The sequence below is a fragment of the uncultured Roseobacter sp. genome (genome assembly GCF_947491795.1).
Lineage (GTDB): Bacteria > Pseudomonadota > Alphaproteobacteria > Rhodobacterales > Rhodobacteraceae > Roseobacter.
The window spans coordinates 100,595-116,834 of the sequence record NZ_CANLKW010000003.1 but is presented as its reverse complement, the minus strand read 5'-3'; the positions used below and the strand labels follow the sequence as shown (position 1 = coordinate 116,834).

14 protein-coding genes are annotated in these 16,240 nt (G+C 59.0%); all 14 read left to right on the top strand.

Annotated elements, in window-relative coordinates:
* Positions 1-4: 4 nt before the first annotated feature.
* The 14 genes from ugpC (at position 5) to Q1A34_RS12480 (ending at position 16,175) form a co-directional block, all read left to right on the top strand.
* Positions 5-1,117 carry a sn-glycerol-3-phosphate ABC transporter ATP-binding protein UgpC gene (gene ugpC, locus Q1A34_RS12545; RefSeq protein ID WP_300034416.1) on the top strand — a complete coding sequence of 371 codons (1,113 nt, stop codon included), beginning with the start codon at positions 5-7 and terminating at the stop codon, positions 1,115-1,117.
* Positions 1,117-2,610, top strand: coding sequence for a GMC family oxidoreductase (locus Q1A34_RS12540; RefSeq protein ID WP_300034413.1), 1,494 nt, complete (start codon positions 1,117-1,119; stop codon positions 2,608-2,610). Before ugpC ends, Q1A34_RS12540 begins: the two co-directional genes overlap by 1 nt.
* The gene (locus tag Q1A34_RS12535; RefSeq protein ID WP_300034409.1) at positions 2,607-4,199 is read left to right on the top strand and encodes a GMC family oxidoreductase N-terminal domain-containing protein; all 1,593 of its coding nucleotides are present in this window, start codon (positions 2,607-2,609) and stop codon (positions 4,197-4,199) included. Before Q1A34_RS12540 ends, Q1A34_RS12535 begins: the two co-directional genes overlap by 4 nt.
* Positions 4,199-4,507 (top strand): Dabb family protein, encoded by a 309-nt coding sequence (locus Q1A34_RS12530; protein ID WP_300034406.1) that lies wholly within the window; start codon positions 4,199-4,201, stop codon positions 4,505-4,507. The genes Q1A34_RS12535 and Q1A34_RS12530 overlap by 1 nt, the downstream gene beginning before the upstream one ends.
* Positions 4,508-4,558: 51 nt before the next feature.
* Complete coding sequence (locus Q1A34_RS12525) at positions 4,559-5,560, top strand: LacI family DNA-binding transcriptional regulator (RefSeq protein WP_300034403.1); 1,002 nt, start codon at positions 4,559-4,561, stop codon at positions 5,558-5,560.
* Positions 5,561-5,654: 94 nt separating this feature from the next.
* The gene (locus tag Q1A34_RS12520) at positions 5,655-6,818 is read left to right on the top strand and encodes a Gfo/Idh/MocA family oxidoreductase (RefSeq protein WP_300034401.1); all 1,164 of its coding nucleotides are present in this window, start codon (positions 5,655-5,657) and stop codon (positions 6,816-6,818) included.
* A gap of 31 nt (positions 6,819-6,849) precedes the next feature.
* Positions 6,850-8,946 (top strand): FAD-binding protein, encoded by a 2,097-nt coding sequence (locus tag Q1A34_RS12515; RefSeq protein WP_300034398.1) that lies wholly within the window; start codon positions 6,850-6,852, stop codon positions 8,944-8,946.
* Between the two features lie 691 nt (positions 8,947-9,637).
* Positions 9,638-10,417 (top strand): DeoR/GlpR family DNA-binding transcription regulator, encoded by a 780-nt coding sequence (locus Q1A34_RS12510; protein WP_300034396.1) that lies wholly within the window; start codon positions 9,638-9,640, stop codon positions 10,415-10,417.
* Positions 10,414-11,475 carry an ABC transporter ATP-binding protein gene (locus tag Q1A34_RS12505; RefSeq protein WP_300034393.1) on the top strand — a complete coding sequence of 354 codons (1,062 nt, stop codon included), beginning with the start codon at positions 10,414-10,416 and terminating at the stop codon, positions 11,473-11,475. The genes Q1A34_RS12510 and Q1A34_RS12505 overlap by 4 nt, the downstream gene beginning before the upstream one ends.
* A 51-nt stretch (positions 11,476-11,526) precedes the next feature.
* Positions 11,527-12,813 carry an ABC transporter substrate-binding protein gene (locus Q1A34_RS12500; RefSeq protein WP_300034390.1) on the top strand — a complete coding sequence of 429 codons (1,287 nt, stop codon included), beginning with the start codon at positions 11,527-11,529 and terminating at the stop codon, positions 12,811-12,813.
* A 75-nt stretch (positions 12,814-12,888) separates the two neighbouring features.
* Positions 12,889-13,764: a carbohydrate ABC transporter permease gene (locus Q1A34_RS12495; protein WP_300034387.1), complete on the top strand. Its 876-nt coding sequence runs from the start codon at positions 12,889-12,891 to the stop codon at positions 13,762-13,764.
* Complete coding sequence (locus Q1A34_RS12490) at positions 13,761-14,573, top strand: carbohydrate ABC transporter permease (RefSeq protein WP_300034384.1); 813 nt, start codon at positions 13,761-13,763, stop codon at positions 14,571-14,573. Before Q1A34_RS12495 ends, Q1A34_RS12490 begins: the two co-directional genes overlap by 4 nt.
* A 16-nt stretch (positions 14,574-14,589) precedes the next feature.
* The gene (locus Q1A34_RS12485) at positions 14,590-15,369 is read left to right on the top strand and encodes a phosphodiesterase (protein WP_300034381.1); all 780 of its coding nucleotides are present in this window, start codon (positions 14,590-14,592) and stop codon (positions 15,367-15,369) included.
* Positions 15,366-16,175 (top strand): inositol monophosphatase family protein, encoded by an 810-nt coding sequence (locus Q1A34_RS12480; RefSeq protein WP_300034378.1) that lies wholly within the window; start codon positions 15,366-15,368, stop codon positions 16,173-16,175. The genes Q1A34_RS12485 and Q1A34_RS12480 overlap by 4 nt, the downstream gene beginning before the upstream one ends.
* Positions 16,176-16,240 lie beyond the last annotated feature (65 nt).

Below are 16,240 nucleotides of genomic sequence, written 5' to 3'. Positions count from 1 at the left end.
ACCGATGGGCTTTCTTGATATCGACAACGCGACAAAAGCCTATGGCTCGGTCGAAGTTCTGCACAATGTCGACATTTCTGTGCAGGAAGGGGAGTTTCTTGTCCTGGTGGGTCCGTCCGGCTGTGGCAAGTCTACTCTGCTGAACATGATTGCGGGCCTGGAAGAGATCACCAGCGGCGAGATCCGCATCAAAGACAATCTGATGAACGGGGTCCATCCATCACGGCGCAACATCGCAATGGTGTTCCAGTCCTATGCCCTCTACCCGAATATGACCGTCGGTCAGAACATCACCTTCGGGCTCGAAATGCACGGTGTTCCCAAAGCTGAACGTGAAAAGGCCATGAAAGAAGCGGCCGCCCTGTTGCAGATCGAACCCCTGCTGGGGCGCAAGCCGGGGGCGCTGTCCGGCGGACAACGCCAGCGCGTCGCAATGGGGCGTGCGCTGGTGCGCAATCCGGACGTTTTCCTGTTCGACGAGCCGCTGTCGAACCTGGATGCCAAGCTGCGCGTTGATATGCGCACCGAAATCAAGAAGCTGCACCAGAAACTGGGCACAACGATCGTCTATGTCACCCACGATCAGATCGAAGCGATGACGCTTTCAACGCGCATCGCCGTGATGAACGGCGGCTATGTGCAGCAGCTCGGAACCCCGCAGGAGATCTATGACAAACCTGCAAACATCTTTGTTGCGACCTTCATGGGATCGCCTGCAATGAACGTTGTCAAAGCAACGGTTGCGGTGGAAAACGGCAGGCCGGTGGCGCAGGTGGCGCTGCATGACGGATCGCCTGTGGCGCTGCCATTCAGCCAGGACAACATGGCGGACTGGTCCGGCAAGGAAATTCTGCTTGGCATCCGGCCCGAGACGATCACCGACGAGGACGCGGCTGATCGCAAGTCGTCGAATATTGCACATCTGACCAACAGGATCGTGGTGACTGAGCCTGCAGGCTCCGACACCTTTGTGACCATGACCCTGGGTGGCAAGGACGTGATCGCGCGGATGCGCTCAGATGCAGATGTCCGGCCGGGCGCGGATTTCAGCTTTGCGGTGAATATGGAAAAGGCCGTGGCCTTTGATCCTGCGACCGAAAGCAGGATCGCGCCCTGATGCAGCCGGATGTTGTTATCATCGGCTCCGGCATGGGGGGTGCGACACTGGCGGCGGCCCTGGCACCGACCGGGCGCAGCATACTGATCCTTGAACGCGGAGAGCATCTGCGCCCCTCCGCGCATGATCGCGATGCGGGTGCGATCTTTGGCGATGGCATTTTTCGCAGTACGGAGGACTGGCTGGATGGCGCGGACAGGCCGTTTAATCCAGGCAATTATTACAACGTCGGCGGCAATTCCAGGTTCTATGGCGCGGCGCTGATCCGCTACCGGGAGGCCGACTTTGGGCCTGTCCAACACCCGGGCGGTGTGACGCCGGGATGGCCCATCGCCTATGCAGCGCTTGAACCGGACTACCAGGCCGCAGAGCAGCTTTATGCTGTGCGCGGGACATTGGGCGAGGATCCGACAGAGCCCGCACATTCCGGCAGTTATCCCCATAAACCTGTTCCTGACGAACCTGACATTGCGGCCCTGCGCGACCGTCTGAAGACCGCTGGCCTGCATCCATCGTCCATCCCGCTGGGGGTGGATATTGCCGGGTGGCTCGCCGCGGGGCAAACCACATGGGATGCCTATCCAAACACCTGCGGCGCAAAGATGGACGCAGAGACATGCGGGCTGAAAGCCGCGCTGGCACATCCGAATGTCGTGTTGCGCACCGGCTGCCGTGTGACCGCTTTGCAAAGCGGGACGGACAACCGCATTACGTCGGTCGTATTTGAGGCAAATGGCCGGTCTGAGACGATCCGCGCGCCCATTGTCGTTATCGCGACCGGTGCCGTGCAAACGGCGGCGCTTTTGCTGGCCTCTGCCAATGACAACTGGCCCACAGGGCTGGCCAATGGTTCTGACCAGGTCGGGCGAAACTTCATGAACCACAACTGTTCTGCGGTTCTGGCATTGCACCCGTTGCGGCGCAATCGGGCCATTTATCAGAAAACGATCATGTTCAACGATTTCTATCGCGGGTCAGATGACGCACCTCCCCTGGGGAATGTGCAGATGCTGGGCAAAATCACCGGCTCTATTCTTGCAGCAAACTCAGGCCTGCCGCCCTCGCTTGCCCGGTGGATCGCCGCGCGCAGCTTTGATTTTTATGCAATGTCCGAAGATCTGCCCAATCCCGACAGCAGAGTGACGCTTGTAAACGGTCAGATCAAACTCGACTGGCAACGGTCCAACTATGCCGCCCACGAGATGCTGGTGGCCAGGTTGAAACGCGCGTTGCGACGGGCTGGTTTTCCGGTTGTGGTATCCAGAGCATTTGACCGGCGCACGCCTTCCCATCAATGCGGCACAGCGCGTATGGGTGCTGACCCCACAACCAGTGTCGTGGATACTTTCTGCCGCAGTCATGATCACCGGAACCTGTTCATTGTTGACGCCTCTGTTCTGCCGACATCCGCGGCGGTCAACCCTGCGCTGACCATCGCTGCTCTGGCTTTGCGTGCAGGCCGGCATATCACAGAGGTGGAGTTTGCCGCATGACAGCGGCTGGCTTTGATTTTATCGTTATTGGCGGCGGGTCTGCCGGTTCGGTGATCGCCGCGCGTCTGTCGGAAAACCCGGATGCACGTGTTTTGCTTCTGGAAGCGGGCGGCAGTGATCGCCATCCGTTTTTCCACCTGCCCGCAGGCTTTGCCAAAATGACCAAGGGGATCGGGTCATGGGGATGGTCGACGACCCCACAGCGCAGCATGCAGGGCAAAGTGTTCAACTATACGCAGGCAAAGGTGATCGGCGGCGGCTCTGCCATCAATGCGCAGATTTATACCCGTGGTGCGGCCCATGACTATGATGAGTGGCGGCAGATGGGCTGCGAGGGCTGGAGCTATGAAGACGTCCTGCCGTACTTCAGAAAGTCAGAAGACAACGACACCTACAGCAATGAATTTCACGGCAGGGGCGGCCCGCTGGGCGTGTCCATGCCGGCAGCACCATTGCCGATCTGCGACGCATTTATCGAGGCCGCAGGACAAGTGGGTATCCCTAAGACCAGGGATGTGAATGGCACAAGGCAGGATGGCGCGGGATATTATCAGCTGACCCAGAGCAAGGCCCGCAGGTCCTCGGCGGCGATGGCCTTTCTGGCACCTGCAAAATCCCGCCCCAACCTGACCATCCGGACAAAAGCGCAGGTGCGCCGGATCACGGTTGAAGGCGCACGCGCAACCGGGGTCGAGATGGCCGATGGTACCCGGATCACCGCCGACCGGGAGGTTATCCTGTCATCCGGCGCCATTGGCTCGCCGCGTTTGCTGCAACTTTCGGGTATCGGGCCCGCGGGTCATTTAAAGCCACTTGGGATCGACGTGGTTTTGGACCAGCCAGGTGTGGGATCGAACCTGCAGGACCATCTTGATCTCTATTCGATTTGCGAGGTCACCGGTCCGCACACCTATGACCGGTTTGCGAAACCGCATCTTTCTGCGCTTGCAGGAGTGCAATATCTGCTGACGCGCAGAGGGCCGGTGGCCTCAAGCCTGTTTGAAACCGGCGGGTTCTGGTACGCGGATGAAAACGCGCGGTCCCCCGACATCCAGATGCATCTGGGGCTCGGTACGGGTATTGAGGCGGGAGTGGAGACCATGCCCAATGGGGGCGTGACGCTGAATGCCTGCCACCTGCGCCCGCGATCCCGCGGCACGGTGCGTCTGCAGAGTGACGATCCGGCAGATATGCCGCTGATCGATCCCAACTATCTGTCGAACCCATACGACCGCGAAATGTCGATCCGTGGGTTAAAGCTGGTGCAAAGCATTCTCGCCCAGGATGCGCTAAAGCCTTTTGTCCTGGCAGAACGGCTGCCCGGTCCGGACGTCCGTTCGCAGGAGGATTACTTTAACTTTATCTGTGTGCATTCCAAAACCTCGCATCACTGTGCAGGGACCTGCCGGATGGGCAGCGATGTGGACGCCGTGCTTGATCCGCGCTTGCGCTTCAACGGGATTGACGGGCTGCGGGTTGCGGATGCCTCTGTGATGCCAACCGTCAATTCTTCCAACACCAACGCGCCTTCGATCATGATCGGTGAAAAAGCCGCTGACATGATCAGGCAAGATCAGGGGATGCAGTAATGATCCGCCATATCGTTCTGACAAAATTCAAGCCCGGCACACCGGAGGACAACATTGCCGAAATCTATTCAGGCCTGTCCGCATTGTCTGAAAAGCTTCCCGGAGCGCAGAATTTCACGGGCGGACGATCGCAGAGCCCTGAACAGATAGAACGTGGCTATATGCACGGGTTTGTCATCGATTTTGACAGTTGGGAGGCGTTGCAGAACTATGCAGAAAACCCGGAACATCAGGCACTTGGGGGGCAACTCGTGGCCAATGCCACAGGCGGCATCGATGGTATTCTTGTGCTTGATCTGGATGTCTGAGGGTGATCGCGGAAAACAATGCCCGATGATCCGACTGAACACCGCAGCGGTATGAAAGCGCGACCCACAATACTGGATGTTGCCAAACGTGCCGGCGTATCGAAATCGACAGTGAGCCTTGTGCTGCAGGGGTCTGCGGTTAAGGAAAGCACGCGGGTGTCCGTCCGCAAGGCGATGGCGGATATCGGGTATGTCTACAACCGTTCGGCAGCTACTTTGCGGTCGTCGTCGTCGGGGTTGATCGGCCTGGTGATCAATGACCTGCGCAACCCGTTTTTCACCGAGTTCGCAGCCCTGTTTCAGATGGAACTGGCGCGCAATGGCTTTGCGACGGTACTGGCCAATACGGATGAAGACCCAGTGCTGCAGACGCGGATGATTTCCTCGCTGGTCGAGCACGGCGTTTCGGGTTTTATCGTCTCGCCCAGCTATGGTGGCGAAGCGGAAACGCTTGCGGTTCTTGGTGCAGCAAACACACCGACGCTTCAGGTCTTTCGGTCACTGGATGCAGATGACCCCCGGTTCCCCTTTGTCGCGCCGGACTATCTGCGGGGAGGACGGCTGGCGGCGGAACACCTGCTGGAAATGGGGTGCAGACACATCGCGTTTCTTGGCGGCCTGGACGGGCGCGCCGTGACCGAGGAACGCATGAGCGGCTACCTTTCGGTGTTGTCCGCGAAAGGTATGAGCCCTGTTGTGCTGACCGGGCAGGCGACCCGGTCCTTTGGCAAGGACATGGCTGCGAAGCTTCGGGCTGAGCACCCGGAGGTGGATGGTGTCATCTGTTTCAACGATCTTGTCGCTCTGGGGGTTTTGTCGGCCTGTCCTGAACTTGGGATCCGGGTGGGAACCGATCTGCGCGTTGTCGGATTTGACGATATCGAGGATTGCCAGGACAGCTATCCGCCGCTGACCTCTGTCAGCTGCAATATTCCGGATTTTGCAAAAGAAACGGCCGCGCAGATACTGGGCTGGGTCAAAGACGGCAAGATGCCACAGATGACCGCGCGCAGCCCTGTTCAACTGATCAGACGGGCCTCGAGCGGGGCCTGAATTCATACATTGTGTCGCGCGTGCTGTGTGCCGCCGATGTATCCGCAAAGAATGGCGCGTTCCGGCCTGAAGGCTGACGTAAAAGGAGATGAATATGGATGAGGTAAAGGTCGCCGTTCTGGGCGCATCGGGCTGGATGGGCAGGGTTCACACGATGGCTTATCAGACCTTCCCGCATTTCTTCGGCACCGGTGGCGGCACTGCACGGGTTGTGGCCCTGGTCGGTGGAAAATCGGCAGCGCTCGAAGACTTGGCTTTTCGCGCACCGGGCGCAAAAATTCTGCAAACCTGGCAGGAGGCGGTGGCCGACCCGGATGTTGATCTGATTGATATCTGCCTGCCCGACAATCTGCATTATGAAGTTGCAAAAGCGGCCCTCCTCGCGGGCAAGCATGTCTTTTGTGAAAAACCGCTTGCCGATACTGCGGCACAGGCGCGCGAGCTGGCAGATATCGCCGGATCCAAAGGTCTGATCACCCGCGTTGGCCATGCCTTCCCCCGCAATCCGGTTCATGACCGGGCAAAAGAAATCATCGAGGCCGGAGAGATCGGCGAGATCAAACTGTTCAAAGGTTGCCAGCATGTGGACATGTATGGCGACCCGCTGGCGCCTTATATGTGGCGCGCCAACGGAGACCTCGCCCCAACAGGGATCGTGGGGGACACCGGCAGCCATGTTTTCAGTTTCATGGAGTTTCTGGTCGGCAAAGTCAGTACGCTCATCGCCGACAATTACATCGTTACCCACAAAAGGCCGGTTGTCGAAGGGGCGGAACTGGGGGCCGGAACAACACTCACCGGGGATGAAGACTGGGCGGACATCACAAATCCCGACGGTTCCAATGTCCTGTGCAATTTTGCCAGTGGCGCGCGCGGGATGGTTGATTTCAGCCGGGTCGCCACAGGCCGGAAATTCATGCAGACCTATGAAATATACGGCACCCGTGGCAGCCTGAGCTACACGTACGATGAGGTGAACCGCCTGCGGTTTTATTCAAACGATGACCCGATCGGACGCCGCGGCTACCGTGAGATTGACGTCGGACCCGAGCACCAGACTTATGGCGCGTTCCTGCCGTTGCCGAACTTTGCACTTGGTTACAACGAAAGCAAAATCATCGAGGTGGCAGAAGTCATCAGATCCATTGTTACAAAGACGCCGATGTGGCCGACGTTCGAAACCGGTCATCACATCTGCCAGATTGTCGACGCCTGTATGGAATCGTCACGTTTGAAGCGCTGGGTGGATATTCCATGATCGTTCTTCCTGTTCGAAAGGAGAGACGCTCATGAGCCTGTCTGTTCCCCAGCATATCCTTGATGCGCTGACCGATGTGACCATGCCGCGTCTTAAAGGTGAGCCAGATGCGACAGAGCACCTGGACGTTGAAGGCCTGCTTATCCCTGTGTTCCGGTCGGGCAGCCTGGTCATCGGCAGCGGTGCGGCCGGATTGCGCGCGGCGGTCGAAATGAAGCGCCGGGGCGCAGATGTCACGATTATCAGTCAGAGCGCCTGGGGCGGTACGTCCGCCTGTTCGGGATCAGACAAACAGACGCTCCACACCGCGAACACCAAAGATCAAGGCGATGACTTTCAGGATATGGCTGCCGCAATCAGGGCAGGCGGGGCCATGGACGAGGACACCGCCTATATCGAGGCCGTGGGATCAATCCGGGCCATGGCATCTCTGCAATATCTTGGGCTGCCATTGCCGCAGGACGATCTGGGTGGCACGCTGCGCTATCAGACGGACCATGATGAGGTCGGGCGTGCGACGTCCTGCGGGCCGCGAACCTCGCGCCTGATGGTCAGGGTGCTGGCCGAAGAAGCGCTCCGGCTGGATATCCCGTTCTACAACCATGCTACGGCGGTAAAGGTGCTGGTCAGCGGGGCGGGTGACAGGGCCCGCGTTGCCGGAGTGCTGACGATCCGTTCCAAAGCAAGCACTGAACAGAACCCTTATGGGCTGGTATTTTTTCAATGCGACGCGCTTGTCATCGCCGCAGGCGGTCCGGGAGAGATGTACCGCGACAGTGTGTTCCCGAACGGATGCTTTGGCACCCTCGGCCTGGCGCTTGAGGCAGGGCTTGAGCTGGCAAACATCACCGAAAGTCAGTTTGGTATCGGCACCCGGCGGGAAGGCTTCCCCTGGAACCTGTCTGGCACTTACGTGCAGGTTATCCCGCATATTTACTCTCTGGATGATACCGGCGCGGAGCATCACTTTCTGGCCGATTATTACCGCACGACACAGGAGATGGCGTCCAACATTTTTCGGAAAGGGTATCAATGGCCCTTCCATGCCAGCCGGATGCTGGATTTCAGATCCAGCCTCGTCGATCTGGCAATTTACCGCGAAGGCCAGAAAGGGCGGCGCGTCTTTCTCGACTTTAACCGCAACCTTTTGCCAGTGCCGGGGGATCAGCACTTCAGCCTCGACAGGCTTGATGCAGATGTTCGGGACTACCTGATGCGGTCGGGTGCGGATCAGGCCCTGCCCATTGATCGTCTGCGCCATATGAACCCGCTCGCGATCGAGCTTTACAAGAGATACAAGGTGGACATCAGTGCCGAACCGCTGGAGTTCGCAGTCAACAACCAGCACATGAACGGCGGTATAGCGGTCGACACCTGGGGGCGGACAAACGTTGCGGGAATATACGCTGTGGGCGAGGCGGCTGGCACCCATGGCGCCACGCGTCCCGGCGGGTCGGCACTGAATGCCGGTCAGGTCTTTGGGACCCGCGTTGCCGAACATATCGCCGCAAGCGGGCGCGCTGAAGAGCCATCGCAGGCGGATTTGAAGGCTGAGGCACGCGATGCTGTTGTGGCTGCTCTCGCCGTTATCAACTCTGACAGTCCCTATACTGTCGCCGATGTACGCAGAGAAATTCAGGCCCGGATGAGCGATCATGCCGGTATTCTGTGCAAGGCCGAAGCTGTTGCAGATGCGCATAGGCACGCGCGCCATCTCAGTGGCGCACTCCGTAATCACGGGCTGGCCATAAGCCGCGCCAGTGAAGCGGCGCGCGCCCTGCAATGGCAGCAGATGTCGCTTGCGTCAGAGGCGGTGCTGGCGGCACTGGATTTCTACATATCTCAGGGAGGTGGCAGCCGCGGCGCGCGCGCGATCTGTGACGCAGAGGGCGCATGCCTGCCGCTGGCCCGCACGGGACCATTGCCGGATGTGAGGTTTCGGCCCGAGCGCGCAGAGGACATGCAATTGCAGATCCTTGTACGATTGGCTGGCGACGATATGGTCGTCCGAACGCGCCCGAACCGGCGCTTTGATACGCAGCACAAATCGGTTTTTGAGCGTGACTGGCCCGCGTGGCTGACAGGCCGTATTTTCGATCTGCCAGATGACGCCGGCGTGCCGGACTGACGTCCGGATTTATCGCAGTTGACGCAGTTGCCAGGGTCATGATCGTGTCGCCTTTGGTGTTTATGACGGCGGATGGTGCCGTTTCCGACAGATGATCCCGTAAGAATGCCGGCCCCTTCGGCTGAATAGTTTTGTTCGAGCCAGCCTGCCGGCACATGCATTGCCGGTTTTTGCGGCGCTACCCCAGCCGTCTTGTCGCGTGCCGCACGTCCGTCGGTTGATGCCCTTGTGTGGCTCAAGTGTTCGATTTCAAAGGGCGAGGGGGGAGCACCACCGGCTGTTTGTTCGCATGTCAGCGACTGCGCATCGCCCGGCATGGCCAATGAAACAACGCAGTGGAGCGACAGTCTCCTTCAACATCACCCAGGGCACGAGATCTGCCACACCTCGATCCATCCATTGAAGCGTTGGTGAAACTTTCCAGCTGATGTCGGGCGCGGCATTCAAGGGCGATCTGGCGTGGGTCAACACACTTTATCGTCTTGAAGTCATTCAGGTTTTTGCCAGCGCCGGATCCCTTTTGCGCCGACTTGTTCAGCATACGAACAGAGCGTTTTCACCCGGATCACCTTTAGTGCAGAGATTTTCACTTGCGTGATGGTTTGTGAGCGTTTACGATTGTTATAGATGGTATGTGATCGAATTCACCGATCACCCGTGGTGGTGAAGTGTGGGCACGCAAAGAATGAAGATGTCAGACAATTTCGAACTGGCCGCTGTGCGGCGCGAAAAAATCGCGGGTCTGGTGGCATCGCGCGGGGCGATGACATTGCGCGACCTCTGCGATCACTTTGGTGTCTCGGACGCGACAATGCGGCGTGACCTGCAGGCACTGGATGGTGCGGGGCAGGTGGTGCGCACACATGGCGGTGTGATGAAAAACTCCAGCGTGCTGGGAGATCTGCCGAACGATCAGCGCAAATGGGTGGGGGCAGAGGAAAAAAGCCGGATCGGTCTGGCCGCGATCAACCTGCTCAAGGGCGACGAGGTTGTCTTTCTGGACGCGGGCACGACGGCACACGCCGTTGCGGTCCACGCCATCAAGCAGCCCGGGTGCACCTATGTCACGACGTCCCTCGGTATTGCAAAGAAACTGCAATCGCTTGGGATTTCAGATTTTTATCTGATTGGCGGGTCCTACGAGCCGGTCAACGACTCCTTTGCCGGCTCGCTGGCGATCGAGGCATTGCGCTCCCTGTCATTCGATGTCGCGTTCATATGCTGTTCTGCCATCGATCTGGACAGCCGGTCGATCAGTGTTGCCAGCGAGGCCTACAGCCAGGTCCAGAAAGAAGTCATGTCGAATTCGAGGAAGAAAATTGTGATCGCCGACAACAGTAAGTTCAAGCCGAGCGCCTTTATGCGAACGGCCGGTTTCGCGCAGATCACGGGCATTATCACCAACAGGGAAGCCAGCCCGAACGATCTGGAGCGGCTGCGCCAGACCGATCTCGAGCTGGTGCTCGCATGAGTGCTTCCGGTGTATCACTGGAGGTCCGGGACCTGCGCAAGAGCTGGGGGGCGACCGACGTCCTGAAGGGTGTGAATTTCGACATTCATGCAGGCGGTTTTCTGACTTTGCTCGGCCCGTCGGGCTGTGGCAAGAGCACCGCTCTCAAACTGATATCAGGGCTGGAAAGCGTTTCGGGCGGTCAGATTCTGATCGGCGGGGCGGATGTGACGGGCAAGGCGGCGGCAGACCGCAATCTGGGCATGGTGTTCCAGAACTATGCGCTGTTTCCTCATATGAGCGTGGCCGAGAACATCATTTACGGTCTGAAGGTGCGTAAGGTGCCGCAGGCGACACAGAAAACGTCTCTTGAACGGGTCGCGGAGCTGATGGCTCTGAGCCCGCTTCTGGATCGCAAACCAGCGCAGTTGTCGGGTGGTCAACAGCAACGGGTGGCGCTGGCGCGGGTGCTGGTGTCGGATCGTCCGCTGGTGTTGATGGACGAGCCGCTGTCCAATCTGGATGCCAAGCTGCGTGTCGAGATCCGCAGCGAGATCCGGTCGCTGAACAAGCAGCTGGGGATCACCGTTCTCTATGTCACCCACGATCAGAGCGAAGCCCTGTCGATGTCCGATACTGTGGTGCTGATGAGCGATGGGCAGGCCTCACAGATCGGGACACCACAGCAGCTCTATGACCAGCCCGCGAATACATTTGCTGCCAGTTTCATCGGGACGCCGCCCATGAACCTTCTGGCGGCAGAGGATGTGACGCTGCCCGACCGGGTCGCCGCAGGCGTCAGGGGAGACAAGGCAGACCTGCTGGTGGGTGTGCGTCCGGAGACGATGACGCTGGGCAGCGCGGGTGCTGGCTTCAGTGCGACCTGCAAGGTTCTGAGTGTCGAATACGAAGGCAGCGTTTTTCTGGTGCATCTGATTGCAGCGTCCGGCGGGCGTTTCATCATGGCGCATCACGGCACGGACGCACCACAGGCAGGCGATGAAATTACAGTGCGCTGGGACAACAGCGCCGCGCATTTGTTTTCCCGGACGTCGGGACAACGCATTTCGAGCGGTTAACGCAAACGGCGAAGAACGGCCGTTGACCTTTTTTAACTGGGAGGAGACCCAATGACAATCATGACAAAACTTGCCGGCTCGTGCTGCACTGCGGCCATGTTCGGCCTTGCAGCAAACAGTCTTTCGGCGGCGGATCTGGAGTTCTATTTTCCCGTTGGCGTGAATGCACCTGCGGTTGAAACCATCCAGGCACTGACCGATGAATGGGCGGCGCAGAACCCGCAGCACAGCGTCAAGGCGGTCTATGCCGGCAACTACGAGGAAACCACCACCAAGGCGCTGACTGCCGCAAACGCGGGGCAACCGCCACAGGTGGCTGTACTGCTCTCCATTGATCTGTTCACGCTGATCGAAGAGGACGTGATCGTCGCGATTTCCGACATTGCGAACACGCCTGAAGATCAGGAATGGATCGACGGCTTTTATGACGGTTTCATGAAAGACGCTGAATTCGAGGGCAAGACCTATGCCATTCCGTTCCAGCGCTCCACACCGGTCTACTATTACAACAAAGACGCCTTCCGTGCCGCCGGGCTCGACCCCGAGACGCCGCCCACGACGTGGGACGAGATGATCGAGATGGGCAAGAAGCTGACCATCAAGGATGACAATGGCAACGTCACCCAATGGGGCACGCGTATTCCAACCCTGGGTCTGGGCGGGGCGTGGCTGTTCGGTGGTCTGGTGGTCTCCAAGGGCGATGTGCTGACCACCGAAACCGGTATCGAGGCACGCATTGACACACCGGCAACCAAAGCATCACTGGAATTCCTGCTGGATCTGTCAAAAGAGGGCGTGATGGCGCCGGGTGGCATCTCGTGGGGGGACACGCCAAAGGCCTTCCTCGAGGGTCAGACGGCTTCCATGTGGACATCCACCGGCAACCTTGCCTTTGTCGAAAAGAACGCGACCTTTGACTGGGGCGTCGGCTTCCTGCCGGGCGGTGACGGGCCGGGTGCGCCGATTGGTGGCGGCAACTTCTATATCTTCGAGGACACCACGGACGAGGAACGTGAAGCAGCGCTTGATTTCATCAAGTTCATGACGGCACCGGCAAATGCGGCCAAGTGGAGCATTGCAACGGGCTATGTGGCGCCGCGTCCCGATGCCTGGGAAACACCGGAGATGAAGGCCTATGCCGAACGTCTGCCACAGGCGCTGGTTGCTCTGGATCAGCTGGACTATGCCGAGCGTGAGTTCGCGACGTTCCAGCGCGCCAAGGTGACGCAGTATCTTGTCGATGCCATCGAAAGCGTAGTGACCGGGAACGCCGAGCCTGAGACCGCGCTCAAGGCGGCGCAGGAAGGCGCCGACGATGTTCTGAGTGACTACAAATAAGCTCGTATGAGCCAACCCCGTGCGCGCCAGCCGTGCGCACGGGGACCCGCCGCGCGCACAAAAGGACGTCGGATCATGAACAAGCGGTTACCCTTTGGGCTGGCAATGATCATGCTGGTGATCCCCTGTCTGCTGCTGGTCGCGTTTACCCATTATCCGGCTTTGCGCGCTTTGCTGAATTCCTTCTGGAACAATGCCAGTTCGCGCCGCCCGTCGAAATTTGTAGGCGTCGGGAATTACCAGACGCTGCTGGAGGACGACCGGCTGGTTCAGGTGATGCTGAACAGCACGTTTTATGCGCTGGGGACGATCCCGCTGGCCATCGGTCTGGCGATTGGTATGGCGCTTCTGGTCAACGCCAAACTGCCCGGCACCTCGCTGATGCGCCTGTCATTTTTCATGCCGACGATGCTGCCGATGATCGCGGTGGCCAATATCTGGCTGTTTTTCTATGCGCCCGGAATTGGTCTGGCCTCGCAGATCCTCGGTGTTTTTGGCTTGCCGCCGATCAACTTTCTGGGCAGCACCGAAACCTCGCTCGTCTCGATGATGTTCGTCGCTGTCTGGAAAGAGGCGGGGCTGTTCATGATCTTCTATCTTGCCGCCCTGCAGGCGGTGCCTGAAAACCTCAAGGATGCGGCCAGGCTGGAAGGGGCAGGGCCCGTGCGTATCTTTTTCAACATCGTGCTGCCGCTGCTGCGCCCGACCACAATTTTTGTGGCGGTCAACGCCCTGATCAACGCATTCCGTCTGGTGGATCATGTGATCGTCATGACGCGCGGCGGGCCGAACAATTCCAGCGCGCTGCTGCTTTATTACATCTACGAGGTGACCTTCTCGCAGCGTGACTTTGCCTATGGCGCGACACTGACCGTGCTGATGGTCTGCCTGCTCGGGGTGCTGGCCGCTGTCCAGTACTGGGTGCTGAACAGAAAGGCGCATTACCAATGACACATGGTCTCAACAGGATAATGTGGTCCACGCTGGGTCTGCTTTTCGCGGCGCTCTGGGGCCTGCCGTTTCTCTATTCGGTCTGGACCGCCTTTCACGACGAGATCTATTCGGCGAACTTTGTCTGGAACGCGCCGCTCACGCTCGAGAATTTCTTTGAGGCCTGGCAGGCCGCACCCTTTGCGCTCTATTTCCTCAATACGGTCATCCTGATCACCATCGTTCTGGTGGCCAATCTCATTCTGTGCACCCTGGTGGCTTATGCCTTTGTGCGCTATCGCTTCCGCTGGATGGGTTTTCTGTTCGCGCTGATCATGGTGCAGCTGCTGATCTCGCCCGAGATACTGATCGTAGAGAATTACCTGACCCTGTCGAAAATCGGGATGATCGACACGATCCTTGGCATCGCGCTGCCGTATCTGACCTCTGCCTTCGGGATATTCCTGCTGCGGCAAACCTTTCTGACTGTGCCCGTCTCGCTGGACGAGGCCGCCCAGATCGAAGGTGCCGGTGCCTGGCGCGTTTTGTGGAACATTTACGTGCCGCTCGCCAGGCCTGTTTATCTAGCCTATGCACTCGTTTCGATCAGCTTTCACTGGAACAATTTCCTCTGGCCGCTGATTGTCACCAACTCGCCGGAGGTACGTCCGGTGACCGTTGGTCTCAGCGTTTTTGCCACCGTGGAAAGCGGTGTGGAATGGTCGCTGGTCAACGCGGCGACCCTGATGACCACGGCGCCCCTGATCATTGCCTTTATCATTTTCCAACGCCAGTTCGTTGCGAATTTCATGCGTGCGGGGATCAAATAGACATGTGGAATCTGTCATGCTGATCGCCCACATCTCGGACTTCCATGTCTTTGCCGATGCGCCGGAGACGTCGCTGGTGCGTTTGGATGCAGCAGATGCGGCGCGCAAAGTCATTGGTGATATTGCGTCCCATCAACCGAAATTCGACGCGGTCATCTTTACGGGTGATCTGGCTGATGGGGGGAGCGCGGCCGATTATGCGCTTATCAAGGACATCCTTGCGCCCCTCGGGATGCCGGTGTTTGCCGTGCCCGGCAATCACGATGACCGGGCCCAAATGCGCACCGCTTTCGGGGACGTTTTGCCGTTTGGACACGGGCCTTTACTCAACTACGCGGCGCAGGTGGGCGATCTGCGCATCCTCGCGCTCGACACGCTGGTCCAAGGCCACGTTCACGGCGCGCTCGACCCCTCTCAACTGGACTGGCTGGCGGACACTCTGGCCTCACAATCGCCGGGACCCACCCTGATTGCGATGCATCATCCGCCGTTTCCGTCGGGTGTCACGACACTGGACGCTATGGCGCTGACCGGCGGGCGCGACAGGCTCGGGGACCTTGTGGCCGGTTATGACGCTCCCCTGACGATCCTTGCGGGCCATATCCATCGTCCCTTTCAGGCGATCTGGAACGGTGCATTCTGCCAGGTGGGCGGGGGGCCTGCCTTCCAGCATGTGCTGGACCTGAGGGCCGATGCGCCGGAGCCTGGCAGCATTGATGAGCCCTATGCCTATTTCATCCTGCGCTATGACGTGCAGGGCACCATGACCCTTCACAAAAGGTATGTATCGCTGTGACCCAGGCCGTTACCCAGGACTGCGCCCGCACCGTCGAGGCCATTGCCCGCAAGGCAGGTGATCTGGCCCTGTCGCATTTTCACAGGCTCAGCACCGTGCCGGTTGAAGCCAAGGGGCATCTCGATCTTGTCACAGCGGCGGATCAGGAGGTCGAGGTCTATATCACCCGCGCGCTTGTGGAAGCCTTTCCCGACGATGGCGTTTTTGGCGAGGAAGGTGCAGCGAAAGAGGGACGCTCGGGGCGGACCTGGGTGATCGATCCTATCGACGGGACGTTTAATTTCGTACGTGGCGGCGACCAGTGGGCGGTATCGATTGGTCTTTATCAAGGTGGGCAGCCGGTCTTTGGGGTCATACACGTGCCGGTGCGGGCCCAGACACTTGTAGGGGGTGCCGGCATTGCCAGCACCCTGAATGGCACGGGAATGGCGCCGCGCGCGGGTATGAAGGCGGCTCAGGCGGCCTGTGGCATCGGGTTTCATCCGGTGATCCCGATCGATCTGCGGCTCAGCACGCTGCGGTTTGTTCTTGAAGAGGCGCAGATGTCATTCCGGTGCTGCGGTTCGGCGACATTGTCGCTGATCGAGATCGCTCAGGGCCAGGTTGATGGATATGTCGGCACAGGTGAAAGCACCTGGGACCTGATGGCTGCTGTCCCAATTCTGGAACAGATCGGTATAGGTTGCACTGTAGACTGGAGGCAAACGGACCTGAACGACAAATTGCGCTTTGCCTGCGGTACCAAAGAGTTTCTGGAGGCCGTCGCACCCATCATCCCATACGGCACGGCTTTGCGATTGGACTGAACGCAGTTTTCTGACGGTAACGATCCGGGAATTCAGCCGACTTTTCTGCTTCCGGATCATCGTGT